Genomic DNA, 26,972 nt, shown 5'->3' with positions numbered 1-26,972 from the left:
CACTCCTTAAAGCTAGGGTAATTTCTATATTTCAAGGTAGAGATTTGTCTCAAAAACAAAAACCTCCTCCGAAGAGGTGGTTTGTACTAAGTTGTAATTATCTCGGTTTATAGTATCTTCTTTGATATAATACACTGTTTTCTCCTACATAAGTTTTAATTTCTTGGATGTCATCTTTTGTAAGTGAAGAATTAAATTCTATATGTTTTTCTTTCAACTGAAATAACTCTTTAAATACTGGAATATGGTCAAGTAGAGATTTAAATTCAGCATATACTTCCATAAAAATTTCAGGCTCCATAAAATCTTCATAAATAAGATATTTTTCTACATCATCTGTTAATATTTTGGGGTTTAGCCACGATAATAGGTTTCTTATCCTAGTAAAAGTAATTTCATAACCCAAATTATCATAAGCGTTTTTTATATACTTATCTGTTTCTGAACATTCTCTTTTATCATCAAAGTAAATCATGTCTGATAATAATTGCTTAATTACTGGTTTCATTTTATAACTTTCTTACTCGTTCATACTTGCCATTTTTATTTAACTTTATTTCCCAACGCCCTGTATAATATGCGAATTGTATGGCTTCTCCTTTCTTATCATCTATGGTAATAATCCATTCTGTGTACATACCATAATATTCATCGCCTACCGCTTCGGGGTCATTGTATTTATAACCTCCTAGCCAATTATCATATTTATATTCGTCGTCTTTTTTAAAAAAAATTGCAGTGATAGGATATTTATCGCTATGATCTAGCTTTAAGTCATCGTGTACTTGTGCAATAATCTGCTTTGCCTGTGTTCTGTTAAGTTCATATTTTTTTAAAAAAGAATAGCATTTTTAATTCTTTGGTTTAATCCATTTTCTCCACATCGCTGAGTTTATGATGATCCAAAACGACAAAACCATCGAGATTGTATTCAAAAGCAGGAGAGAACTTGACCTCCAATTCTATTGCCGAAAAATGGTAAGTTCCTATTTGATAGACAATCTGTCCGTAGGATTCTTCATGATATTGAGCAAGGATATATAATTCGGCATTGAGATTGGCAATTTCTTGATTAGAAAGTGTATATAGTGGGCTTTTTTCATCTATCTCATGAACAACAGTCCATACGGTGGGTAGATACATGATTTTTTCTCTTTCGAGCTGTAGTCTATAAAAATTCCTTTGAAACAGTCCTTTATCGTCTTTTTTATTAATAGAAATCGTGACATTTACTTCGGGTTCTATCATTACTGTTTTTCTGCTATTCATGAGTCTAAACATCAGAGCTCTACCTTCTTTATGAGGGCGTAGAATCATATTTTTACTAAAGTTGATAGCCGCTTTAGGTTTAGAAAAACGAGCATAGAGTAATCCTGTGATAAAAGCAAAACTGAGAAGCCCGAAGAAAGCTTCGAAACTCGCAATTATATTTGCTAATTTTCCAGAGGGAAAGCTGGCACCATAACCCAGAGTGGTAAGTGTTTGGGTGCTAAAGAAAAAAGCATTGAGAAAATCTGTCCATTCATTTCCAGATACTTGTGTGATGTGTTCTATGCCCACGAACCAATAAAGACCACCAAAAATGATATTTAGAATTAAATATCCAAGAATCATTAAAAGAAAAAACTTTCCCCAAGACATTTCTATAAAAAAAGTGTATAAATCATCTAGTCCAAAAGAGCGGTTTATATGCTGAACATTTGAACGTCCGTTTTTACCAATAATACTTTTAACTTTTTCGTGGGACTGAAACCCAAAACCAGGATCTTTTGTGTTTTTTGCACTCATTTTTGTGGATGTTTAAAGCAATCAATAATATGATCATTCACCATGCCTGTGGCTTGTATAAATGCATAAACAATAGTAGAACCCACAAATTTAAATCCACGTTTTTTCAAATCCTTAGATAAGGAATCGGATAATGGAGTAGTTGCAGGAACAGATTCTTGATTCTCATGAGAGTTATAGAGCGTTTCCCCTTTTGAAAATGCCCAATAATAGGAAGAAAAGCTACCGAATTCCTTTTGAATACTCATAAAAGCATCTGCATTGCTTATTGCCGATTTAATTTTCAATCTATTTCTAATAATTCCTTTGTTTTGCATTAACTCTTCAATTTTTTGATTGGAGTATTTTGAGATCTTTTTATAATCAAAATCATCAAAAGCTCGTCTAAAGTTTTCTCTTTTTCTAAGAATAGTTATCCAACTAAGACCTGCCTGAAAAGACTCCAACAGAAGAAATTCAAAAAGCTTTTGGTCTTCTTTTACAGGAACACCCCATTCTTCATCATGATACTGAATATATAGCGGATCATTTCCAGCCCATTTGCATCGTTTTTCCATTTTTTTGTTCAATTGAATATAAAACAATTATACCATTTTTTGTTGAATTGACAGAGGAGATTTACATTTTACCCCAATAGGGAATGAGATACAAGATTCCTTGATTTTTTTTTAGGAAAACCTTAACTTGCAATTTCAAATTTTATCCCATTTATGGAACGTTTTTCAACTCATTTTCGGGTGATGTATGCAGATACAGATCAAATGCAAGTGATGCATCATTCTGCCTATGTTAAATACCTAGAAGTAGCTCGTACAGAACTGATGCGAGATGCAGGTTTGCCTTATGTAGAGATGGAATCTATGGGGATTATGTCGCCTATTTTGGATCTCTATATCAAATACCTCCGTCCTGCTTTATATGATCGTGTTTTGGAAGTAAAAACGTGGATTTCACAAGTAAAAGGAAGTAGGATTACTTTTTCTTATGAAATATATGAGGATCAGCAATTGCTCACTACTGCTTATACTACTTTAGTATTTTTAGATGCAAAAACAAAAAGACCCTCAGCCATTCAAGAATCCTTTTTAGAAAAAATAAAAAACTATATAACATGAAGAAAAATTCTTTAAAACAACTGCTGGTACTGGCTATGCTTACCTGTGGTTTTTCTCTACCTTCTTTTGCCGATGAAGGAATGTGGATACCACTTTTGCTAGAAAAGCTCAATGAGGCCGAAATGCAAGATATGGGGATGGAATTGTCTGCCGAAGATATTTATTCTATCAATAAATCGAGCCTAAAAGATGCCATTGTGCACTTTAATGGTGGTTGTACTTCCGAGATCATTTCTAAAGAAGGATTACTACTCACCAATCATCACTGTGGTTATGGACAAATCCAAAATCATAGCTCTGTAGAACACGATTATCTTAAGGATGGTTTCTGGGCAAAAACTCGTGCCGATGAATTGCCAAACGATCATCTATCGGCTACTTTTATTAAAAAAATTGAAGATGTTTCTCAAGCTGCTCTAGAAGGAGTTACCGATGGAATGGATGAAGCAAAACGAAACCAAATTATCCGTGAAAACATCAAAAAAATAAAGGCAAAAGCTACTGAAGGAACTTCTTTTGGAGCGACCATAAAACCTTTTTATAAAGGAAATCAATATTATTTATTTCTCACAGAAACATTTACTGATATAAGATTAGTAGGAGCTCCACCAAGTTCTATAGGAAAATATGGTGCAGATACAGACAACTGGATGTGGCCACGCCATACAGGTGATTTTTCTATTTTTAGAATATACGCCAATAAAGACAATAAACCTGCTGATTTCAGTAAAGACAATGTTCCTTATAAACCTGCCCATAGTCTTCCAGTTTCTATAAAAGGATTGAAAGAAGGTGATTTTACGATGGTTTTTGGTTTCCCAGGACGTACAGATGAGTATTTGCCCTCTTATGAGATTGAGCAAGTTTTGAATATTTTGAATCCTGCAAAAATAGAAATTAGAAAAACGGCATTAGAAATTATTGATAATAAAATGCGTTCTTCTCAAAAAATAAAAATTCAATACGCCGCTAAACAATCGAGTATTTCAAACGGGTATAAAAAATGGATTGGAGAAAGTAAAGGAATGAAAGCCGTGGGAGCCTTGGATAAAAAAATGGCTTATGAAAAAGACTTTTTGATCCAAGTGAAAGGAGGGAAAGAGTTTAATAAATACCGAAATGTTCTATCGGATCTAAAGAAATTGTATGATCAAAAAGCACCGCTCATTTTGTCAAGACGATATTTTATAGAGACGAATATTGTAACCGTTTCTTCTCAAAATAAATTATGGAGCAAATACCGCCAAATAGAAGGATATAATAAGCTAGAGGATAAAGACAAAAAGAAAGAAAAGGCTCAAAAACTTGCTGATTCTTGGCTCTCTGATAAAAAATACTGGAAAGATCTTGATAACGGTACCGATAGAGAAGTTCTTGCTGCTGTACTTTCATTAAATGTAAAGAATCTGAAAGAAGGACAGTACCCTGCTTATTTTAAGGAATTGTATGATAAACATGATGGAAACCTTAAAGAAGGTCTTAGAAAAGCGTATGCAAAATCTTATTTTATGAATGAGGAAAAGTTTAGAAAAGCCTTGGAGAAGAATCCTGTAAAAGCGATTAAAAAATTCCAAAAAGACCCACTTTATCTTATTGCAAAAGCGGGTGGCGATTTTTACCTCAATGAAATAGGACCAAAATATAATGCAGTTCAAAGAGAAATAGACAAGTTGATGCGTACGTATATGAAAGCTCAAATGGAGGTGTTCTCAGGAAAAAGATTTTATCCAGATGCCAATGGAACGATGCGTGTTTCTTACGGAAAAGTAGAAGGAGTTTCCCCAAAAGATGCCGTAACCTATGCTCCATATACCTATATGGAAGGTTTGATGGCAAAATATGTTCCTGGAGACTATGAGTTTGATCTTCCAACAAGACTGATTGAGCTATATGAGAACAAAGACTATGGAGTATATGCCGATAAAAATGGTAAAATGCCTGTGTGTTTTATCGCCAGTAATCATACCACTGGAGGAAACTCAGGTTCTCCTGCCATCAATGGAAAGGGAGAATTGGTAGGTCTGAATTTCGATAGAATTTGGGAAGGAACTATGAGCGACCTCAATTATGATGTTACCCGTTGTAGAAACATCATGGTTGATACCCGTTATATCCTTTTTATCATCGATAAATTTGCTGGTGCATCTCATCTAATAGATGAAATGGAAATCATTCGTTGATTTTTGCCCAAAAGGTATTTTCTTTTTAAAAAACCAAGAATGGAAATTTTCTGTTCTTGGTTTTTTTATATTGATTATTCATATCGTAAATGGTATCATACGTTATTCTTGATGCAATTTTACTTCTCTGTCAGTTCGAGTGAATTTTCTGGAGAGAAACGGAAGAAAATTTTTATCGAGAATTTTTTGACAATCATACGTTATTCTTGATGCAATTTTTGATTCCATTGCATTGCATCAAAAACCACTCGAACTGACATAAGTCGTATAATTTTTATCACTCTTTAGCTCGAGTGAATTTTCTGAAGTGTAAAGAAAGAAAATTCTTATTGCGAAGCGAATATTGGTTTTAGTACAAATTAAAATGGATAAAATCCCCCTTTGAATAGCTTGTCCCGGTTTTTCGGGAGGGAAAGGGGGATGTTCTGCAACAAATTTCTCTGATAAAGAGACTAAATTCTATGGGTAGATTAACACCGTAATCGGTATAATGCCATAAACAGTATTAGATATAGTTTTCTTAAATGTGTTCTATACTTAAATCAAAAAACACTCATTCAGGCTTTATTTTTTTCTACAAATAAGACTTTGTGAAGAAAGCTGAAATGAAGCCTCTAAAAACTTAGCTCAAAACTCTTTGATAATGATTATCTTTGCCACAAACTAAGACTGTTGCATCACTTTTTTAATTATGAAATGATTGTAGAATAGAGATTTACCTCAATGCTTTTTAGCGGTAGGGAATATTTTTTTTGGAAAGGTTATTGTATCATTCTAGAAACAAAAAAAACATTCATTTTTCAGTTTTATGAAAAGTCTTGTAGCAATTTTAAACTATTAGTTCGGTAATGAAGAAAATTATTGCGTTATTAAGCGTTCTCTTTTTGTTTTTCTATACAGCTCACGCTCAATTTGCACTACCAGAAGAAAAATATATCTGTGAAGGGCAGAATAGTACACAAGTTTCTATGGGTTTTAATACCTCTGAGCTTGCTTTTTTGAACTTGGTGGGTAACGCCACTTTTGATAGCTTGAGTTTAGGAGATGATGATTTCAGTTCTTTGATCAACCTAGGATTTAATTTTAAATTTTATGGAGTAAACTATTCAAGTGTGGTCATCAGTTCAAATAATTTTATCACGTTTAATGCTTCAAAAGCCAATACTTACAGTGCTTATACTACGAATAACACTCTCGGCCCAAGCTCAAACTCAGATCTCAAAAATGCGATTCATGCGCCTTTTCAGGATATTAATCCGCTCAATGGAGGGAAACTCGAGTATGCTACCATAGGAACTGCTCCAAACCGAGCCTTTGTTGTGAGATGGTTAGAGGTGCCGATGTTTAACTGTTCGAACTTAACATTTTGTTCTGCCATTGTATTAAAAGAAGGTTCAAATGTTATAGAAACCCATTTGATCAACAAACCCGTTTGTAGTACTTGGTATAATGGATTAGCTATTCATGGAGTGGTTAACAGTTCGGGTAGTAAAACGACCATTGTTTATGATAACGATGAAAATGTAAGCCGTGATCATGGTAGTGTTTGGACCGCTTCTATTGAGGGAACTCGTTTTATCCCTAATAACACAAACTCAGACTATATTTATACTTCTACGAAGTTTATGCCCATCGTTTCTGCAAACAATATTGAATGGAAAGATAACCTTGGGAATATTTATACAGGAAATTTTAGTACAACGGTTAATCTCAACCCAAATACCACTTATATAACGGCAACTTCAGATTTATGTTCTGAAGCACTTAGCGATACAACATTCTTTATTCAAACCTCGTTAAATCAGTTTGTAGATGGAATCTCTACGAGTGTAGGTTCTTTTTGCCCAGGAGATTCTGTGGCATTGTCTTTAGCATTAAGTTCAGATGTAGGTCTGTCATCAGTAACTTGGAGTACAGGGTCAAATGATAGTTTGATTTATGCAAAAACGCCTGGTCTTTACTCGGTAACGGCTCAGTCTAATGATGGGTGTAGCTTTAGTAAAACTTTTTCTGTAACAGAAAGACCAAAACCTGTTGTTTCTATAGCGGATACGTTGTTTTTATGTCCAGGGGAAACACTTTCTGTAGATATTAGTTTTAATAATTCTCAAACGGCTTATTCTTGGGAAAATGGGACAACAAATGCCGTGAGAACCATAAATTCACCTGGGAATTATTCCTTTATCAATACTTTGAATGGTTGTGAATTTAGAGATACGTTTACTGTTGCTCCTTCTGTTGCTCCTTCTTTTTCTTTAGGAAGTGATACCAGTATTTGTCTTGGAAATAATTTAATACTCAATCCCGATTTTCAAACTACAGAAGGCTATCTGTGGAATACAGGAGATACCACCGAAACACTTTCTATCTCAAGTCCTGGGAATTACTGGGTGCAAATTACTAAGCAAGGATGTTCTAGCAGAGACAGTATCGCAATTACGCCCAAAGTTCCTCCAATGGTCAATTTGCCAGATACGGTATATTTCTGTACAGGATCTTCAGTTGATTTGGATGCCACATCGGCATCGGGAGCTAGTTATTTATGGAATAATTCTAGTACCGATTCCATTATCAATGTAAACCAATCTGGAACTTATATTGTACAAGTAAATTTAGATGCTTGTCCTGTTTTTGATACTGCCGTAGTCATTGAGCAAGCTTTTCCGATAACTAATTTAGGTCCCGATCAAGATTTGTGTCAAGGAATGAACACCACTTTGATGGTGCAAGAAGGAAATGCAAACTATCTGTGGAATAATAACCAAACCACACAAGCCATTCAAGTGAATACTACGGGGATTTATTCTGTAGCGGTTACAAAAAACGGTTGTACCTCCTATGATACTATTTCAGTAGATTTTGGAAATTATGCAACCGTTAATCTGCCCGATACCGTTAATCTTTGTACAGGAGATACCACCATTTTAAATGCTTTTTATCCAAATGCGACTTATTTATGGAATACTTCCAATACAGATTCTGCCATTAGCATTTCTCAATCAGGAACCTATACAGTGGCTGTAAATTTAGATGGTTGTATAAAATATGATACTACCGTGGTCAATGTTCATGGATATCCTGTTACAAATTTAGGTCCAGACCTTTCAGTTTGTCAAGGAACAGCGGTGAATTTAACAGTACAAGAGAATAATGCCACCTATCTTTGGAACAATAACCAAACTACACAGTCTATTAATATTACAAGTTCTGGAATCTATTCTGTAGCGGTAACCAAAAACGGTTGTATTTCCAGAGATACTGTTCAAGTGGTAATCAAGCCTTATCCTATCGTAAATCTACCAGATACTGTAAATTTATGTGCAGGTGATAGCACGGTTCTTAATGCGACATATTCAAACTCAACCTATTCTTGGAATAACTCAAGTATTTCACCTACTCTCACAGTGAATCAAGCAGGTATTTATATTGTAGAGGTTAATTTAAATGGTTGTATTATTTCAGATACTACAGTGGTACAGGTTTTTACGCCGCCTGTGACAAATCTTGGACCCGATATTACGATCTGTCAAGGAAACACCGTGACATTAACCGTACAAGATCCTAATGCAACCTATCTTTGGAATACCAATCAAACCACCCAAAGTATTGCCGTAACAAGTTCTGGAACATATAGTGTAGAAGCAGATATTATGGGTTGTAAGACTTATGATACGGTAGTGGTAAACTTTACACCAGCACCAATAGTGAACTTACCCGACACCGTTCATCTCTGTTCAGGTGATAGCACAATATTGAATGTATTTAATCCAAATGCAACGTATTCTTGGAACAATTCTAGTACCGATTCTGCCATTATGGTCAATCAATCTGGAACGTATATCGTTACAGTAAGTTCAAACTCTTGTGATGTTTCAGATACTACTGTTGTGGAGGTTCATCAATATCCAATAATTAATTTTGGACCAGATATCGAAGCTTGCCAAGGAGACCTCGTGAACTTAACAGTACAAGACTCAAATATTAGTTATTTGTGGAACACCAATCAGAATACCCAAAGTATTTCTGTGACTACCTCAGGTAATTACTCGGTAATAGCCAATAGATTTGGATGTTTGTCTTATGATACCATCAATGTGCTTTTTAAACCAAATCCAACTCTTTTATTGCCAGATACGGTTCACTTGTGTACAGGAGATAGTACAATTTTGAATGTATTTAATACAAATGCAAGTTATTCTTGGAATACTTCAAGTACCGATTCTGCAATTATGGTGAATCAGTCTGGAACTTATATTGTACAAGTAGATTTAGGTGGATGTGTACGCTCAGATACTTCGGTTGTTTTGGTACACAATTATCCTATTATTAATTTAGGACCCGACCAAAGTGCCTGTCAGGGAACACCGATCACGCTTTCTGTTCAAGAAAACAATGCAAATTATCTTTGGAATAATAACCAAACTACCCAAAATATTCAGGTAAATACCGCAGGAACTTACACAGTAGAAGTGACCAAATTTGGTTGTACATCTTATGACACTATTGCCGTGAATTATCTTCCGTATCCAAGTATTAATTTACCAGATTCAATCAATTTATGTATTGGAAATGATACCATTTTAGATGCATATTTCCCTGGAGCTACTTATCTGTGGAATAATAATAGTACCGATTCTGCCATTACGGTGAACCAAACAGGAACCTATATTGTGCAAGCCAATTTAAATGGTTGTATCGTTTCGGACACGACCAAAGTAGTGGTACATCCTTATCCAGAAATTGACCTTCAAAAGAATTATAATATTTGTGAAGGAGACACCATAGAGCTAGATGTATTTGTTCACCCAGAAGCTACCTATCTCTGGAGCGATAATGATACTTCATCCGTTAAGAAAGTATGGGATTCTCAGCAACTGAGTTTAACCATTAATCTTTTTGGGTGCGAAAGCACAGGAATTACCGCAACAACCCTTAGAGAAAAACCAAAAGAAGCTTTATTTGATCAAGGAATTTGTAAAGGAGAATCTGTTTTCTTAAATGCCTCTCAAAGTATTGTAGAAACCTATCTATGGAGTACAGGAGACACCAGTTCTAATATTACTATTACTGAGCAAGGATGGTATTGGGTAGAAATGAAAACGGCTTATTGTAGCATGAGAGACAGTATGTACCTTACTGTTGCCGATGCACCAACATTTTATCTCCCAACAGATACGATGATGTGCTTAAACAGTCAAATCTTCCTTGATATTACCTTGGAAGGAGCTACTTATGAGTGGAGTACAGGGTCTGATTTGTCTACTCAGTTACTTACAAAACCAGGAGAGTACACCGTAAAAGTGACCAATGCTTGTGGCGAAAAGAATCATAGAATTATTGTTTTTGAACAAGATTGTGCTTGTCCAGTTTATCTTCCAAACACGGTAGTTTTAGGAGAAAATATCGAAAATGCTGAATTTAGAGCAAAGACCGAATGCGATTTAAGTTCTTTTGAATTACTCATTTTTGATCGTTGGGGAGGAATTGTTTTTAAATCCAATGATATTAATAAAGTATTTAATCCTTATGATGCTGGAATTACGGAAACAACAACTTTTGTTTATACGCTGAGGTACAAAACAGAAAATGATAAGGAAGAATTCAAGAAAGGAACTTTTGTTGTTTTTTAAACAAAAAAAAATATTTGTAATAAAAATTTCATTTCTATACGGAGGAATAAGATTAAATTCGCATAGGAAGGTTTATCAAAAATAGGGAAGCTTCGGCTTCCTTTTTTTGATGGTAGAGATCCTATTTATGGTGTTATACCGATTACTTGCTAAAATTACCCACTTATTTCACTGCGTTCATAACTGGCTTTTAGCAATGTATCGACATTATACCTATGAGTAAATTAACACCATAAATGGTATTATTTACTCACTGTTTAAGCCCCCTTTGAAGGGGGGAAGGGGGATGTTACACAAAGTAAACACCTCCTAAAAAAGAAACTAAAGAAATGTTATTCGATTACGAAACAAGATGCAACATCTCTCTTACCTCCTTCAAAGGGGGATCTGAATTACAGAGTTCGTCCCGACTTTTCGGGAGGGCTTAAACAGTGAGTAAATGAACAACGTAATCGGTATTAATTTATGCATAGGTATAATCAGTATGATCTTTTTAAAATAAGAACAATATGCGAACAATAGTTCAGTTTGGAGCAGGAAAAAGTGCGATATATATTTTTAAATATCTATTATCTAAAGCGGAGGAATTAGATATTCAGCTTAAAGTATTCGATCGTGTGATCGATCATTTAGCAGAATATGATAAGCATGATCGTTTTGAAGCCATAGCGGGTGATATTTTTGATGATGAAACAAGAAGGCAACTTATTGAGGAATCAACAGCGGTAATTTCTATGCTTCCTGCACGTTTTCACATGATTGTAGCAAAAGATTGTATCACACATAGTAAAAGCCTTTTTACCGCTTCCTATCTTTCTGACGAAATCTTACAATACGATGAAATTGCTAAGAAAAAAGATATTCTATTTTTAAATGAAATAGGTTTAGATCCAGGAATTGATCACATGTCGGCCAAATTAGTCATCGATGATATTCAGGAAAAAGGAGGGAAATTCAGTTCTTTTAAATCCTATTGTGGTGGTCTTGTAGCTGACGAATGTGATAATGATTGGCAATATAAATTTAGCTGGAACCCAAGAAATGTAATTCTTGCTGGGCAAGGAACGGCTAAGTTTTTAATGAAAGGTCAATACAAATATATTCCTTATAGTCATTTATTTACGAGAAAGGATGATTTACAAATTCCGGGCTTTGGGTCTTTTGAGGCTTATGCAAATAGAGATTCTTTAGGATATCGTTCCTTTTATAATTTAGACGATATAGAAACCATGTTTCGAGGAACCATTCGTAAACCAGATTTTATGAAAAACTGGAATGCATTTGTGCAATTAGGCATGACAGATGATTCTTACGAAATGGAAAACCTCCAAGCAATGACCTTGAGAGATTTTACGAATTCTTTTTTGCCTTATAGCGAACACTTATCTGTAGAAGAAAAGTTTAAGGCTTATCTTGGAATAGAAAACCTCACAAAATTTGAAAACTTAGGACTCTTTTCTCAACAAGAAATTGGACTAGAAAAAGCTTCGCCTGCAAAAGTTCTTCAAAGTATTTTGGAAACAGAATGGGCATTAGAATCCAATGACCGTGATCTAGTGGTTATGCAGCATCAATTTAGTTACGAATTAAAAGGATCACAATATCTTCATCATTCATCATTTGGGATCGAAGGAGAAGATCAAAAATATACCGCCATGGCAAAAACAGTGGGATTACCACTTGCCATTTGTGTAAAACGTTATTTAGAAGGAAATATTAATCTGAGAGGAGTTCAAATACCTATACACAAAGAAATTTATCAGCCCGTTTTAAAAGAGCTAGAAGAATACGGAGTAGTATTTAAGGAAGAAATCACAGTATTAGACTCTATGGTTTAATCGTGGTTTAGTACTGGATGATTTATATGATGGCTACCAAGTTCTGCTTGGTAGCCATCATTTTTTTGTGTTTTTATTTGTAGTGGTGGAGTTATTTTCCTATAAACATTCTGAGCATAAGACTAAACCTATTTCCATTATAAATTCTGTTTTCTTTATCTTTTACTTCCTTCATAAGAATATATTCCACACCTAGATGAAGTCTACCGTCTAAACGAGCTTCAATAAGAAACTTTGGTCCCAGTTGAGGAACAAAATTATATTTTTTTCCATTTGTATTCGTTATAGAACTACCGAAATCATATTGACCTCCAAAACCTAGATTAACATATTTTGTCTGATAAGTGAGAACACCAGCGGTAAAAAATCCAATATTTTCTGCTTTATCATCTTTACTTCCCTGATATCGAATCCCTATTTCCCCACGACCTACAAGACTTGTACCAGTGATATGAAGAGCAGCTCCAAGAACCATAGTTGCTCCTCCTCCTATTTGAGTCTTTCCTAATTTTTCTCCTCCCAAGAAAGCTCCGAATCCGAAGAATATTCCTTGTTCTTTTCGAAACAATTTTCTACCATTTTTGTTGGGTATTTGAAAGTAGAATTTAGGATCGTCAGAAAAGTAAATCTTTTTATTCATATAGCTTTGTCCCGATGGAACGTAGATTATGGAAGATCCTGTGGATACAGGCATTAGATTTTGAGAGCTATAAGAGTAAGTAATTCTTTTCGAGAGAATTTTTTTTTCAGTCGTTATCAGAATATACGAGGTATTCGTATCAATGGATACTTTACTTGTTTGACTAATTCCATAAACTTCATCTCCTTCTAGTTCTATAGTGTCTTTTTGGATATTGATAATTTCAAATTCTTTATCCAACTTGATGATAATGGGGTAATAGTATTTTTTTCTATGTTCTATAGATTTTAATTCGAATTCTACAGTCTCGTTTCGGAACTTTGGAAGTGTTAATAGAAAGCTATTGACCTCACCAAACCCAACATCTACTTTAAATGGTTTTAAATTAAGCTTTCCTTGTTGTTCTAATTTCAGTTGAGTTTTTGGAGCTTTTTTAAGCTTGTCTTTATCTATATGGATTTCGCTATCGAAATGTCCAAACACTAAGTTGATATTACAAAAAAATAGTAAGGTTAATACGGTTGTAATTAATTTATTCATCTTTAATTCATTGTTTAGGTCATGTATTTATTTTAGTCAAAGTACTCCAAATATCTATTTGTTATCTTTTTTTGATAGATGAAACAACGGCTGAATGCTTTGATAAACACTCCAAATTAAACATTTTTACAAGAACAACAAAACCCCGTAAGATTATTGATTCAACAATCTTACGGGGTTTTTTATGAAATTTCTAAGAAATCAATTATTGAACAATCAACTTCTTTTGTTGAATTTTTCCGTCAGCAGACATAAGTCTGATAATATATGTTCCTGATTCCAAGCTAGGTATTGCTATTTCATTAGATTTTTCGGTGAGTTTTCTTTCTAAGATCTTTTTTCCAAGAATATCATAAAGCTCCATATTCACTTCTGGGTAATCTTCTGCCAAATCAATCGTAAAAATATTTTTTGTTGGATTCGGATATACTTCAAAGTTTATGAGAACTTGTTCTTTAACTCCAATATTAGGTCTTACGATAATCTTTTTGGTAAAGACATCTTCACAAGGTCCATGGAATGCTGTAAGTGTTACATAATAAGTTCCATGGTCTGTGTACTTATAAGTAGGATTTACTTCGGTACTAAAGTCGCCATTTCCAAAGCTCCATGAATAAGACAAAGCTCCTGATGTGTTATTGGTGAAGTTTACGGTAGAGTTCCAATCTAAATACAGCACCGTATCAGATGGAATATAAGATGCCGAAATAGGGTAGGTGATTGGTACATTTATGGCATCAAACATTTTACAGCCATCACTTCCTGTTACTTTTACATTATAAACACCACCAGCAATACTGTCTAGAACTAATCCTGTAATATTTGTATCCAGCCATTCTACGGTATAGGGGCCAACACCTCCAGAAAGTGTCAGTTCAATTCTTCCGTCGTTTGTATAGCTACATTTTTCTTCAGTTATATTTGCCTGAATGTCTATAACAGATTCTTCTATAATATCTACAGTTGCATATTCCACACAGTTATTAGAATCTCTCACTTCTAGGGTGTAAGATCCAGCTTTCAAATTGTGTAATTCACTATTTGTTCCTAAATTATTACTCCATAGGTAAGTATAAGGTGCCGTTCCTCCAGAAGCTACCGCCTTGATGTATCCATTAGAATCTCCAGCACAATAAACATCATCTTTTGTAATTTGAATGTCGATATCGGCACCATCCAAAATGGTAAAAGGAATCGTTTTAGTACATCCTACTGCAGAGGTAATTGTAACAGAATGATTTCCTGCGGGTACTATTCCATCCAAAGTATCACTTGGATTAATTGTAAAACTCCAGTTGATATCAAAAGGGGCAATTCCACTGAGAATCTGTAAGAATGCAGATCCGTCATTTACTCCTGCACACGTTCCGTGGTCTGTATAAAGTTGAATACTCATTACTTGGTCTGCACTAAGAACAATGGTATCTGTGAGTGAGCAATTTTGTATAGTGTCTGTTACCGTAACAATATAGTTTCCAGGTTCCAGATTTGTCATTGAATTTGAAGTAATTGTAGTATCTGCCCAGCTAAAAATATAGTCACCTGATCCTCCTGTAGGATTCACACTTACAGATCCGTTCGGAATTCCTTCACAGGTTGCATTTACGGTTGTTGCATTAAGCTGTAGGTCATTCATTAGAACCGTAAAATTACTATCGATAGAACACCCGTTTGTATCTGTAATGACATAGTTGAAATTCCCTGAACTATGAATGAATACTTGGCTAGTATCACCTACAGGCAACCCATTTTGATCAAATATTTCAACCGTATAAGAGGTATCTATATTATTAAATCCTACTTCTACAGAATCCGCACAAGATGAATCATTCAGAATATAGAAATCTACTACTGGTAGTCCAAAATTGGTAAGAATTTCAAAACTATCGACTCTAGAACAGTTATTGGTATCTGTAACGGTCACATGGTAAACACCTGCTGCTAAGCCTGAAATTGTTGGAGTTGTTGCAGGAACTTCATCCCAAGCAACGGTTAAGGGACCTTGTCCTCCTTCAAAGCTTAAATGAATTTCACCTGTAGCAGTGTTCAAACAGTTATTATGTACTAATGAATCCATTATCTGAATATCATTCATAACCACAGAAAAGGTAGAGTCAAAAGTACAACCATTTGTATCTGTGAGCGTATAAGTATATTCTCCAGATTGGTTTAAATGACTGAATAATCCGCCACCTACAACATTATTTGCGGTATCTCTAATAGTAATATTAGTGGTAAGGTCTACATTCGTAAAGAATACTAAAACAGAATCTTCACAAAGTGTATTTTGCTGAATTGTAAAATCGGCAGTGGGCAGTTCATTGAGGTGTACAAGATGGAAAGAATCTGTTCTTTGACATCCGTTTTGATCTTGAACTGTTAAATGGTACATTCCGGTATCCAATCCTGTGATGGTGTCTCCTATAAGTGCAGGATCTGCCCAAGTAAAGGTAAATGGAGGTTGACCACCATTTATAGAAATATTTATGGCTCCGTCGTTTCCTCCAAAACATGTTATTTGTTTGACATCAGAAACTATTTCGATATCATTTACAAAAATCTGAAAAGTACTGTCTGTGATACATCCATTGGTGTCGGTTACCTCAAAATGATACATTCCACTGTTTTTAACTATTTGAATGGTATCGGTTCCTATTACATTATCGAGTGAATCAAAGAAACTCACGTTATAAGTAGTGTCAAGGTTAGCGAATGAAAGTATTGCAGAATCTCCACACAGTCCATTCTGGTTGATATTGAAATCTACACCAGGCACACCATTAAGAGTATTAATCATAAAAGTATCTGTAATACTACATCCAATGGTATCTGAAATGGTCACGATATATTGTCCTTCTGCAAGAGAGTCTATGGTATTTCCTGATAGACTAGCATCTGACCACACAATTGTGAGCGGTCCTTGACCTCCTGCTAGGGTAAGATCAATGATTCCATTTTCTGTATTCGAACAATTATTGTGTGTAAGATCGGCTTGTGTGATTTCTATATCATTAACGATAATACTAAAAGTAGAATCCACTTTACATCCGCTAGTGTCTGTTACTTCATAAGAAAAAGTCCCACTTGTGTGAAAATGAAAAATACTATCCGATGAAACTTGCACACCTGCTTCATTCGTAATGCTTACGGTATAAACGGAATCTAAATTACTCAGAAGTAATGTTGCAGAATCTGCACAAACATTATTATTACTAATTGTTGGGTTAAAGCTTGGTGTTGGATTTGCCCCTACTATTGTATAAGTTTCTGTTTTCTGGCAGTTGTTAGTATCGGTAACTGTAACGGTATAATTTCCTTCTGGCAAATTGATTAACGAAGTTCCTGTTAAGTTAGTATCCGTCCATGCTACAGTAAGAGGGCCTTGTCCTCCAGCTAATGCTAAAGTAATACTTCCGTTGGTGTCGTTTCCACAGGCTAATTGTCCAAGAGTTTCTGTAATCTCTATGTCATTTACTGTAATAAAAAAGCTGGAATCTGTGGTACACCCAAAAGTATTGGTTACTTCATAGGTGTAGTTTCCAGAAGTTTTTATAGTAGTTAAAGTATCTGTACTAATAACATTACCTGCATTGTTTTTAATTTCTAAGGTAAAGTTGGTATCAAGATTTGTGAAAGCCAAAATTGCTGAATCTCCACAAAGACCGTTTTGTGTGAGTGCAAAATCAACTTCGGGGAAAGTGTGAACTGCTATAAAATTCGCAATAACCAAGGTATCGGCTCCATCATTATTAGAGGCAATTAATATAACGGGATAGTTTCCAGCGTTTTCATAAGTTACAACAGGGTTTTGTTGATTAGAAAAAGCAGGAGTACCTCCATTAAAAACCCAGCTCCATGCGGTTGGGCTTCCTGCAGATACATCGGTAAAACTCACAGTTTGCCCTTCACAAATGGTTGTTTGACTTGCCGAAAAATTGGTAGCAGGTACAGCCATCATCATGGGCTCAAAGGAATTTCCTTCGGCAAAAAAGCAAGATTGTATAGAAAGTGCTTCCGCTTGGAAATTTGTGAGTTCATTGGCTTTCGCCAATGTGCTAAAAAATAAAACAAAACCTACAATTGAAAGGGATAAGAATTTCTTCATCTGAACGGTCATTAAAGCTAAAAAGATAAAAGTACTAAAAACATTTCAGCCAAACATTATTTTCTTGGAATGTATTTGCAGATACTGAAGCTATAAGCTCTTTTTTCCTTCTCAGGAAAATGACTTTCTGATACTTTCTGCCATCGATTATGATCGATTTCTGGAAAGAATACTTCAGCCGAAAAAGTATGATGAACATGGGTAATCCACATTTCTTCTACCTCTAATAAATCCAAGGCTTGGCGATAAATTTCTCCTCCTCCAATGATATATACTTCTTTTGGATTTTTGGCAATAAGTTGATTGACAAAATTGTTCACATTTTCCCAGCTATTTGCAATAAATAACTGAGGATGTTTTTCTTGGAAGTTTTTATCTCGGGTTAAAACAATATTTTCTCTATTGGGTAAAGGACGAAATTTTTCGGGGATCGAAATATAATTTTTCCTCCCTGAAATGATAATCTGACCCGAAGTAGTTTCTTTGAAAAATCGCATATCCTCTGGCAAATGCCACATGAGGTCATTGTCTTTTCCTATTCCAAACTCTTGATCAACTGCAACAATAATTTTTACTTTCATTATACTGATACGGCTCCTTTTATATGTGGATAACTTTCATAGTCTTCCAATTGAAAATCTTCATAGGTGAATCCGAAAATATCTTTTATTTCTGGATTTAGCTTCATTATAGGGTGCTTTTTGGGTGTTCTGCTAAGTTGAAGCTTCACTTGATCCATGTGGTTATTGTATATATGAGCGTCTCCAAATGTGTGTACAAATTCCCCAGCTTCTAATCCACAAACTTGAGCCATCATCATGGTAAGTAGGGCATAGGAGGCGATATTAAAAGGCACTCCCAAAAACACATCGGCACTACGTTGATAGAGCTGACAAGAGAGCTTTCCATTGGCTACATAAAACTGAAAAAGTGCATGACAAGGAGCTAAAGCCATTTCTGGTAAATCACTAGGGTTCCATGCCGAAACAATAATTCTTCGTGAGTCTGGATTTTTTTTGATCATTTCCACAGCTTGACTTATTTGGTCAATTGTTTGTGATTGATTTTGGGTAGTCCAGCAACGCCATTGTTTTCCGTAAACGGGACCTAAATCTCCGTTTTCATCTGCCCATTCGTCCCATATTCTCACTTTGTTTTCTTTTAAGTAAGCGATATTAGTATCTCCTTTTAGAAACCAAAGAAGTTCATGAATAATGGATCTTAAATGAAGTTTTTTTGTAGTTACTAAAGGAAAACCCTCTTGTAAGTCAAAACGCATTTGATGCCCAAAAACACTTCGAGTTCCCGTTCCTGTTCGGTCTTCTTTATCTACTCCTTCGCTTAATATTCGTTCTATCAGTTCTAAATAGGCTTTCATTTCTTATTTTTTTCGAATTACAGACTTTACTCCATTCACTTTTTTGATGGTAGCAATGAGCTCATCAAGAACTCCTTGCGCACTAACTTCAAAGGCAATTTTTCCTCTGAAAATACCATGATCTTCCCAAATATGAATACGTTGCAAAGTTACATTTTTTGTCTCGAAAACTACGGCTCCCACTTCATGAGCAATTCCATCTCTATCCACTCCGTTGATTTCTAATTCTGCCCTGAATTTTGAGTAAGCACCTTCTATCCATTCAGCTTTTCGTATTTTATGCGAAAAACGAGCTTGTATATCTTTGGCATTGGGGCAAGTATACTTATGGACTTTCATTCCACCATTGGTTCTTGTTACCCCAAAAACAGCATCGCCAGGCACAGGGTTACAACAGGGAGAAAGGGTAAACTCTACTTGAGATTGATTATCTCCAAACTGTAGAATAGGTTTTTCAAACGTTTGAGGAGTAGGAAGTCCTTTTTTATCTTCTTTTCTTAGTTTTTTTCTAATAAAGCCTACAAAACCTTGGTTTTGATCATCTTTAAATTTTCTAAGGGCTTTATTGTCTATTTCATTAGTCCCAATTTTGTAAAAAAGATCATGACTTGTTTTGAGTTTAAAGAAATTTTGAATCTTTTGTAATTCTCGATCATTAAAATCAATTTTTAATGCCTTGAGTTTTCTTTGTAAAATCTCTTTTCCATAGGTAGCTGTTTGCTTTTTAGTAGCATTTAGCGACTGCTTTATTTTATTTCTTGCTTTGGAAGTTTTTACGAGATTCAGCCAATCCGCTTTAGGGATTTGATTTTCCGATTTTAGAATTTCTATTACATCTCCATTTTGCAGTTCATGACGAAAAGAAACCATCTTTCCATTGATTTTTGCACCCGTGCATTTTGCACCTAGTTCTGTGTGAATTTCAAAAGCAAAATCTAAGACCGATGCACCTTTTGGCAAAATGACTACATCACCTTTTGGTGAAAAAACGGTTATTTCTTTAGAGTAAAGACTGTATTTTATATCATCTAAAAATTCTCCTGCATCTCTTTCAGGATTTTCTAGATGTTCTCTTATTTTGTTATACCAAAGATTGATATTTTTATTTTCTTTCTCCTGTTGATTACTTTGCGTTTCTTTATAACTCCAGTGAGAGGCAAGTCCTTTTTCAGCAATTTCATCCATTTCGATGGTTCGTATCTGCACTTCCACCCATTTTCCATCAGGTGTAGAAAAGGTTTCGTGAAGTGATTGATATCCATTTGATTTTGGATTGACTACAAAATTTCGGAAACGCTTTCCGCTAGGTCTGTAATAATCTGATACCGCTGTGAAAGCAGCAAAACAGGCTAGAGTAGGGTCGTTATTATATCTAGGACTTTCAGCCATATCAATGATCACCCTAATGGCTAATTGATCATATACTTCTTCAAAATCTACATTTTGACGTTGCATTTTTTGATAGATTCCAGAGATCGATTTGGCTCTTCCTTTTATCAGGCAAGTGATTCCTCGAGCGACCATTCCTGGATACACCGTTTTGATCACTTCCTCGATATCCGCATTGCGTTCTTGCTTGGTCTTGTTGATTTTTTCCTTGATGGAATTGTAAATCTCAGGTTCAATATATTTTAAACAAAGGTCTTCCAGTTCAGATTTTACCGAGTATAATCCCATTCTGTGCGCCAAAGGAATAAAGACATATTGGGTAATGAGAGAAATACGTTTTTGAGAAGCGGGTTTTTGGGCACCCATCGTTCGCATATTGTGCAATCTGTCGGCAAGTTTGATAAAAACAATTCTCGGATCTTCTGATAGGGTAATAAGAATCTTTCGAATATTTCGAGCTTCGTGAGAAATGTCTTCTCCTTCAATCTTAGGGATTTTGGTAAGCCCATCAATGATATTAGCAATCTTTCTTCCAAAAATAACTTCAATATCCACAATACTATACTCATCGGAATCCTCCACAACATCATGAATGAGAGCCGCTGCAACAGAAACAGGACCTAAACCTATATCTTCGGATACAATTCTAGCAACAGCAATGGGGTGCATAATATAGGGCTCACCACTTTTTCTGCTCTGAAAACGGTGTGCTTTGAGTGCTACTTCATAGGCTTTTCCTACAAGAATTTTATCAGCTTTTGATAATTCTTTCTGGATGGTTCCAAGCATTTTATTATATGCTTGTTCTATCTCCTTAATATTCTCTGGTGTGTAAACGGTATTTTCTGAAAACATATATTAATGCAAACTAAGATTCTCTTATGTAATTTAATACGACTTTAGGTAAAATTATCAAAAAAACGACTGTTTTCAAAGTGTAAAAAAGAGGGACGGCAAAATAAAAACCTTATTATTTTTATAAAAAAAGAACATTATATATGGTTAAAGACTACTTTTGCCCAGCATTTTGGTTTCATTTAATGAATTAATAGGGAATCTTGTGAAATTCAAGGACTGTTCCCGCAACTGTAATGTCTGTATTTAATTTGAGTACCACTGTCAAAACTTGATGGGAAGGTAAATTAATGGACAAAGTCAGGAGACCTGCCCAAGTGTGTTAGTTTAATTAGAACTTCTAGATTATTAAGCTAACTATTTTAAGTTCACTTTCGGAGAAAAAGTTGAATGATAGGGCTTATTTTTAATAGGCACTCTCTTCCTTTATTTTCCATTTTATTAACGTAAAAATCTAATAAAATGAAAAAACAAATTACTGTTTTATTTACTTGGCTGATGGTTGCAACATCATTTGCTCAAACGACATTTACTCTCGATTTAATTGCAGAGGGTAATTTTGGAACAACGAACGGAGACGTTTTTAGAAGAAACACAACGGTTTCACCTCCAACTACTTCTAGCGGTGTTTACCAAACAGCAAACTCAACAACTGGTTTTAATGTCCTGCAAGATTTTGTGGTGCTTGGAAATAAGGCCATTATTGCTGAAAAACCAGGAAGTAATTGCCGAGTTGTAATTGCCGATTATCCTTCGCTTAATGAAGTTCATACTTTTACGACCTCAAATGCACCTCAAACATTGAAATTCGTAAGCCCTACCAAAGCTTATGTTAGTATGGGAAATCCAGGGGATTTACAGGTAATTAATCTTGCCAATAATACTTGGTCAACAGTAAGTGATCCTACCAATAAAATTAGTTCTTCTTCAAGCTTTATGGAGCACATCAATGGTGTTTTATACGTGGCTATGGGGCAAAACATTGTTAAGGTGGACACTTCAACTAATGCCGTTACAGGAGTTATCAATCTTTCATTAGGAAATATTAAAGGGATGGTTTATGATCAAATTGGTAATAAAATTTGGATTCTTAATGGCAGTGGAAAATTACAATCTATTGATATAGCTAATAGTTTTGCATTGGGAACGATAATCAATACGGGAATTAGTTCTACTAAATTATTAAGACTCTACAATCAAAAACTTTATTTCTGGTCTTCTAGCAAAAAAATGTATCTCTATAATATCAATACTCCTGGGAGCTTGCCATTGTCTGAGGTTTTTACCAGTACTTTACCTGGTGCAAGCTATTCATTCGCTTACGGACGCTCATTTGATATAGATACCAATTCTGGAGATTTTGTTATTTGTTCTGCGAATACATTTTCTGCACCAGGGCATTATCAAGTAGTGGATGGAAGTACTTATTCAATTATTGAAACAGGCTCTATCCCTAATTGTGCGATTCCTAATAAATGTATTTTGAAAACATTTGATCAATCATTGAGCATAGTGCCAGATCTAGATAGTTTAGCACTTGTAAGCGGTCAATGCTCAGTACAATTAACAGCACCTACAGCAAACTCTGGTGTTATTACAGCAACTACAACAGATCCTATTTCTTATACTTCTCAAGGAAATTATACAGTTACATGGACCTATAGTAATGGAAGTGCGAGTATGAGTCAAACGCAATCTGTTATTGTTAAAGATACAATACCTCCTGTGCCTACTATTTCTGTTTTAGATACGATTAAGGTATCGTGTGATGAGCAAATTGATTTTAAACCAATGGCATTGGATAATTGTGTAGATTCTGTGACCGCTACAACAAATAGCTCATTAATGTACACTACCGCTGGTGTGAAGGATATTCTATGGACTTATGCTGATGGTAATGGAAATTCTACAACACAAAACCAACCAGTTTTAGTAATATGTAATGAAACGGATATAGAAGAACTCAGTGGTGAAAATATTCGTATATACCCAAATCCAGTAACTCATTTCTTGCATATCGAAATGAATAATGATGTATACCAAAAAGGAGTGATTTATGATTTAAGGGGGCGAATCCAGCAAAAGTTTTCAATGAATGCAGAGCTCAATAAAACAGTTGATGTCCGTAAACTATCTGCTGGGATTTATATTGTTCAATTCTCTGATGATTTGGGTAATTACTTCCGTAAAAAAATGATCATTCAGTAAATAAATACTTGACAGAAAAATCCTTGAGAATATCCATTCTTAATGGAGGATAATCTTTTTATATACAAAGAAAGCTCAGCAATTATTGTTGGGCTTTTTTATTGAATTTCATTTGGTAATAATACCGTGCAACACTCTTTATATAAAATTTCGGAATTTGAAATGATACCACTTTTGATCTAATGAACATTAGAAATGGATAAATTGTATTTTTGTATATGGATATTTTAGAACTCAGAGAATTTTGTCTTTCCCTTCCTAAAGCGACTGAAGAAATGCCTTTTGGACCAGATGTTTTGGTTTTTAAGGTTGGTGGGAAAATGTTTTGCCTAATCAATATCGAAAAAAATGATAGTTTTAATGTTAAATGTGACCCCGAAAAAGCAATAGAATTAAGGGAAAAATACGCGGCAGTATTACCAGGTTATCACATGAGTAAAAAACATTGGAATACCGTAAAAACAGACGGGTCTATTCCAAAACACCTACTGAAAGATTGGATCTCAGATTCTTATTGCTTGGTGCTCAATGGTCTTTCAAAGAAAAAGCAAAAAGAAATTTTAGGAACATAAAATCTGATTTAAATTTAATCAGTATCCCTAATCACAAGCTTCAGGAGTTAAGGTGTTTAACGCACCATTTGAAGGACTGATATAAGGAATATCAAGATTCATTCCTCTTAATATGAGCAATATACCTGTAATAATCAATAGATAAGGTAATATTTTTTGAATTCTAAAACGCCAAGTTCCACTCATTTGCACCCCGAAGTATTGAAAACTCACCATTGCAGGTAGCGTTCCTAATGCAAAAACATACATAAAACCAAATGATAGCCACCAAGTGTTTAATTGTAATACTACGGCAAGTGCTAGATACACCATACTACAAGGTAAAAATCCATTGAGAAATCCGATTCCCAAAAGGGCAGATTTTCTTCTTTTTTTAAGCTGACTGGCAAGTTCTTTCTGAAAAGGGCTTAATATCTTAAGGACACTTTTTTGAATCCATGAGTTCTTGGAGTTCAACCAAGGGTAAATTGCGATAAGTATAAAGAAAACACCACTGATTACCGTGAGTCTTTGCTGGCTAATATGTATAGGAAAATACGCGCCCATAAAAGCGATAAGGATACCTAGTAAACCGTAAGTAGTGGCTTTTCCAAAATGGTAGATAAAAATACCCGATAGAATTTTAGATTTAGAACTCCGGTCTAATGGAAGTGCTAATGCCAAAGGTCCACACATTCCTACGCAGTGAAAGCTAGAGAGAAATCCTAATGACAATGCCGATAATAGAAGTGGTAACATTTTTGAAATGGGCTGTGGTTATCTTTTTAGGAACCAAATTCCCCCGATGATTGGGGGAATTTAGTATAAAGAAATACATTTTATAAAAACAAAGTTTCCTCTTTATGATATGTTTTCGCTTCGTATTCCCAATGAAGAATGAGTTTCCATTTACCAGATTTAAATTGCTCTTTGGAAATTAAAAACCTCGATGCTTCATTGAGTTTTAGATCATATTTTTTATCGAGTCTTTCATTGTCAGGTTTGTACATGTGTACATTTCCTGTTAGTTTATTGATGTTCCAGTTTGTAGGAAATTGAATGGTAATTAAATCAGCAGATTCTTTGATGCTAAATTCGGCACCCAGTTTATTCACGCGTTTAATTTCTTCCATTCTGTTTCCATACTTGAGCTCTGCTTCATAATAATCATCATCTACAAGGTGATGATCGGCTTGAAAACTCTCCACAACTGCCCATGTAAGTAATCCTGCAAAGATCACGAAGGTTATTACGATTCCTGTTCCCCAATTGATTTTCATAATCTTATTTTTTTGTTTTGAAAGGAGAACTAAAATACACCGTCAATCGATCTACTTCCTCTTCTCCATTTTTCAAAGATAATCGGATTTTAGTCTTTTTAGAATCTGTTTGATTTCTAGGAATATAGATGAATAATGATCCTTCAGCAATACCTTGATCATCTACAGGAACGATCCCTTCTTGATTTCCTGCAACTACAACTTCTCCATCATGTGAGAGTAATTCAAAACTCAACTTCATGTTGTCATGAGACTTGTTTACCAATTTATAGTTATACACATTCATAATTCGTGTATCTACTTTTTTATAATTGGCTCCTGGCATTCTTAAGATAATAGCTTCTACATCAGACCTTGTAACAAGGTAAGTAGTTACCGAAGTGATCAAGAGTATTAAAACCAAGGCATAAGCCTTTAGTCGTTTGTTAAAAGTAAATGGCTTACTTTCTTTAATCATTTCATCTGAAGCGTAGCGAATGAGTCCCTTAGGAAGGTTTACTTTCTCCATAACGGAATCACAGGCATCCATACAGGCTGTACAGTTTACACACTCCATTTGTGATCCATTTCTGATATCAATCCCCGTTGGGCATACAGCAATACAGAGTCCACAATCTATACAATCTCCTTTTCCGAGCTCCTTTCGGTCTTCTTTTTTACGATATCTTCCTCGATTCTCACCTCTTACATAATCATAAGAAACTTGAATAGATTTTTTATCTAACAATACACCTTGCAATCTTCCATAAGGACAAACGGCAATACACGCTTGTTCTCTAAAATACCAGAATACTCCAAAGAAGATAAAGGTAAAGGCAAGGAGTGCGATAAATCCTACAAGGTTTTCATTCACTGGGCTAGTGACTACAGTTAGCACTTCATCTACACCAATGATATAGCTCAAGAATGTATGAGCGATCAAGAATGAGAGAATCCAGAAAATTCCAAATTTCAAGGCTCTTTTCCGAAATTTCTCACCGTCCCATTTTTGTTTAGCAAGTTTTTTTTGTTTCCCAAAGTCTCCATCTATCCAATATTCTATTTTTCTGAAAAGCATTTCCATAAAAATAGTTTGCGGACAGAGCCACCCGCACCAAATTCGTCCAAAACCAACGGTAAATACGATGATTCCTACAATGGCTGTGATGGCAGAAAGTACAAATACAAAAAAATCTTGTGGTCTAAAAATAAGACCAAAGACAATAAATTTTCTTTCTATGATATTGAATAAGAACAAAGGTTCTCCTCCAATTTTTAAAAAAGGTAATCCAAATAATAGGATGAGTAGTAAATAAGAAAGGTAGGTTCTTTTATTGTAATAACTACCTTTTGGTTTTTTGGGATAGATAAATTTTCTTTTCCCATCTTCGCCCACAGTGGCAATGGTGTCTCTGTAAGCCTCTTTGTCGTAATCGAACTCGGCCATGGTTGTTTCTGTGTGTTGAAGCAATATGAGCTTCGGTGGTTGGTATTCA

General features: G+C 34.9%; 17 protein-coding genes and 1 riboswitch. Of the genes, 6 read left to right on the top strand and 11 right to left on the bottom strand.

The genetic code is table 11. From position 1 onward, the window contains the following. Positions 1–97 precede the first annotated feature (97 nt). From N4A45_03120 to N4A45_03110, 3 genes are all read right to left on the bottom strand, one after another. Positions 98–508 carry a hypothetical protein gene (locus N4A45_03120; protein ID MCT4664209.1) on the bottom strand — a complete coding sequence of 137 codons (411 nt, stop codon included), beginning with the start codon at positions 506–508 and terminating at the stop codon, positions 98–100. 356 nt (positions 509–864) lie between these two features. Continuing rightward, complete coding sequence (locus tag N4A45_03115; GenBank protein MCT4664208.1) at positions 865–1,788, bottom strand: ion channel; 924 nt, start codon at positions 1,786–1,788, stop codon at positions 865–867. Next, the gene (locus N4A45_03110; GenBank protein ID MCT4664207.1) at positions 1,785–2,345 is read right to left on the bottom strand and encodes a DNA-3-methyladenine glycosylase I; all 561 of its coding nucleotides are present in this window, start codon (positions 2,343–2,345) and stop codon (positions 1,785–1,787) included. Before N4A45_03110 ends, N4A45_03115 begins: the two co-directional genes overlap by 4 nt. 153 nt (positions 2,346–2,498) lie before the next feature. On the opposite strand from N4A45_03110, the gene N4A45_03105 reads away from it, so the two are divergent. From N4A45_03105 to N4A45_03090, 4 genes are all read left to right on the top strand, one after another. After that, the gene (locus tag N4A45_03105) at positions 2,499–2,903 is read left to right on the top strand and encodes an acyl-CoA thioesterase (protein ID MCT4664206.1); all 405 of its coding nucleotides are present in this window, start codon (positions 2,499–2,501) and stop codon (positions 2,901–2,903) included. Further along, on the top strand, positions 2,900–5,083 hold the full coding sequence (locus tag N4A45_03100) for a S46 family peptidase (protein ID MCT4664205.1): 2,184 nt from the start codon (positions 2,900–2,902) through the stop codon (positions 5,081–5,083). Before N4A45_03105 ends, N4A45_03100 begins: the two co-directional genes overlap by 4 nt. A gap of 848 nt (positions 5,084–5,931) precedes the next feature. Further along, the gene (locus N4A45_03095; GenBank protein MCT4664204.1) at positions 5,932–10,713 is read left to right on the top strand and encodes a gliding motility-associated C-terminal domain-containing protein; all 4,782 of its coding nucleotides are present in this window, start codon (positions 5,932–5,934) and stop codon (positions 10,711–10,713) included. A gap of 509 nt (positions 10,714–11,222) precedes the next feature. Further along, positions 11,223–12,551 (top strand): saccharopine dehydrogenase NADP-binding domain-containing protein, encoded by a 1,329-nt coding sequence (locus tag N4A45_03090; protein ID MCT4664203.1) that lies wholly within the window; start codon positions 11,223–11,225, stop codon positions 12,549–12,551. Positions 12,552–12,642: 91 nt separating this feature from the next. Here the strand turns inward: N4A45_03090 and N4A45_03085 are convergent, their stop codons facing one another. From N4A45_03085 to N4A45_03065, 5 genes are all read right to left on the bottom strand, one after another. Beyond that, a complete protein-coding gene (locus N4A45_03085) occupies positions 12,643–13,731 on the bottom strand; it encodes a hypothetical protein (GenBank protein ID MCT4664202.1) in 1,089 nt (362 codons plus the stop codon). Between the two features lie 205 nt (positions 13,732–13,936). Continuing rightward, a complete protein-coding gene (locus N4A45_03080; protein MCT4664201.1) occupies positions 13,937–17,836 on the bottom strand; it encodes a T9SS type A sorting domain-containing protein in 3,900 nt (1,299 codons plus the stop codon). Positions 17,837–17,892: 56 nt separating this feature from the next. After that, positions 17,893–18,417, bottom strand: a complete 525-nt coding sequence (locus tag N4A45_03075) for a dihydrofolate reductase (GenBank protein MCT4664200.1) — start codon at positions 18,415–18,417, stop codon at positions 17,893–17,895. Then, a complete protein-coding gene (locus N4A45_03070) occupies positions 18,417–19,214 on the bottom strand; it encodes a thymidylate synthase (GenBank protein ID MCT4664199.1) in 798 nt (265 codons plus the stop codon). The genes N4A45_03075 and N4A45_03070 overlap by 1 nt, the downstream gene beginning before the upstream one ends. Before the next feature lie 3 nt (positions 19,215–19,217). After that, positions 19,218–21,458, bottom strand: coding sequence for a RelA/SpoT family protein (locus N4A45_03065; protein MCT4664198.1), 2,241 nt, complete (start codon positions 21,456–21,458; stop codon positions 19,218–19,220). Between the two features lie 156 nt (positions 21,459–21,614). Continuing rightward, a riboswitch (cobalamin riboswitch) is annotated at positions 21,615–21,790 on the top strand. Positions 21,791–21,920: 130 nt separating this feature from the next. Between N4A45_03065 and N4A45_03060 the strand changes: the two genes are divergently transcribed. Both N4A45_03060 and N4A45_03055 read left to right on the top strand, forming a co-directional pair. After that, a complete protein-coding gene (locus N4A45_03060) occupies positions 21,921–23,666 on the top strand; it encodes a T9SS type A sorting domain-containing protein (GenBank protein MCT4664197.1) in 1,746 nt (581 codons plus the stop codon). A 218-nt stretch (positions 23,667–23,884) separates the two neighbouring features. Further along, positions 23,885–24,238, top strand: a complete 354-nt coding sequence (locus N4A45_03055; GenBank protein MCT4664196.1) for an MmcQ/YjbR family DNA-binding protein — start codon at positions 23,885–23,887, stop codon at positions 24,236–24,238. 27 nt (positions 24,239–24,265) lie between these two features. Here N4A45_03055 and N4A45_03050 read toward each other — a convergent pair whose 3' ends face one another. The 3 genes from N4A45_03050 to ccoG all read right to left on the bottom strand — a co-directional run bounded on the left by N4A45_03050 (position 24,266) and on the right by ccoG (position 26,923). Further along, positions 24,266–24,976 (bottom strand): sulfite exporter TauE/SafE family protein, encoded by a 711-nt coding sequence (locus N4A45_03050; protein ID MCT4664195.1) that lies wholly within the window; start codon positions 24,974–24,976, stop codon positions 24,266–24,268. An 80-nt stretch (positions 24,977–25,056) separates the two neighbouring features. Continuing rightward, positions 25,057–25,497, bottom strand: coding sequence for a FixH family protein (locus tag N4A45_03045; protein MCT4664194.1), 441 nt, complete (start codon positions 25,495–25,497; stop codon positions 25,057–25,059). A gap of 4 nt (positions 25,498–25,501) precedes the next feature. Then, positions 25,502–26,923: a cytochrome c oxidase accessory protein CcoG gene (gene ccoG / locus N4A45_03040; protein MCT4664193.1), complete on the bottom strand. Its 1,422-nt coding sequence runs from the start codon at positions 26,921–26,923 to the stop codon at positions 25,502–25,504. Positions 26,924–26,972 lie beyond the last annotated feature (49 nt).

This window comes from Flavobacteriales bacterium, assembly GCA_025210805.1.
In the GTDB taxonomy this organism is placed as follows: domain Bacteria; phylum Bacteroidota; class Bacteroidia; order Flavobacteriales; family CAJXXR01; genus JAOAQX01.
This window is presented reverse-complemented; position numbering and strand designations above follow the sequence as displayed.

Coding starts and splice junctions, on each gene's coding strand:
- N4A45_03120 (MCT4664209.1), bottom strand. CDS start 508: ATGAAACCAGTAATTAAGCAATTATTATCAGACATGATTTACTTTGAT.
- N4A45_03110 (MCT4664207.1), bottom strand. CDS start 2,345: ATGGAAAAACGATGCAAATGGGCTGGAAATGATCCGCTATATATTCAG.
- N4A45_03105 (MCT4664206.1), top strand. CDS start 2,499: ATGGAACGTTTTTCAACTCATTTTCGGGTGATGTATGCAGATACAGAT.
- N4A45_03050 (MCT4664195.1), bottom strand. CDS start 24,976: ATGTTACCACTTCTATTATCGGCATTGTCATTAGGATTTCTCTCTAGC.
- N4A45_03100 (MCT4664205.1), top strand. CDS start 2,900: ATGAAGAAAAATTCTTTAAAACAACTGCTGGTACTGGCTATGCTTACC.
- N4A45_03055 (MCT4664196.1), top strand. CDS start 23,885: ATGGATATTTTAGAACTCAGAGAATTTTGTCTTTCCCTTCCTAAAGCG.
- N4A45_03080 (MCT4664201.1), bottom strand. CDS start 17,836: ATGAAGAAATTCTTATCCCTTTCAATTGTAGGTTTTGTTTTATTTTTT.
- N4A45_03070 (MCT4664199.1), bottom strand. CDS start 19,214: ATGAAAGCCTATTTAGAACTGATAGAACGAATATTAAGCGAAGGAGTA.
- N4A45_03115 (MCT4664208.1), bottom strand. CDS start 1,788: ATGAGTGCAAAAAACACAAAAGATCCTGGTTTTGGGTTTCAGTCCCAC.
- N4A45_03060 (MCT4664197.1), top strand. CDS start 21,921: ATGAAAAAACAAATTACTGTTTTATTTACTTGGCTGATGGTTGCAACA.
- N4A45_03090 (MCT4664203.1), top strand. CDS start 11,223: ATGCGAACAATAGTTCAGTTTGGAGCAGGAAAAAGTGCGATATATATT.
- N4A45_03045 (MCT4664194.1), bottom strand. CDS start 25,497: ATGAAAATCAATTGGGGAACAGGAATCGTAATAACCTTCGTGATCTTT.
- N4A45_03065 (MCT4664198.1), bottom strand. CDS start 21,458: ATGTTTTCAGAAAATACCGTTTACACACCAGAGAATATTAAGGAGATA.
- N4A45_03075 (MCT4664200.1), bottom strand. CDS start 18,417: ATGAAAGTAAAAATTATTGTTGCAGTTGATCAAGAGTTTGGAATAGGA.
- N4A45_03095 (MCT4664204.1), top strand. CDS start 5,932: ATGAAGAAAATTATTGCGTTATTAAGCGTTCTCTTTTTGTTTTTCTAT.
- ccoG (MCT4664193.1), bottom strand. CDS start 26,923: ATGGCCGAGTTCGATTACGACAAAGAGGCTTACAGAGACACCATTGCC.
- N4A45_03085 (MCT4664202.1), bottom strand. CDS start 13,731: ATGAATAAATTAATTACAACCGTATTAACCTTACTATTTTTTTGTAAT.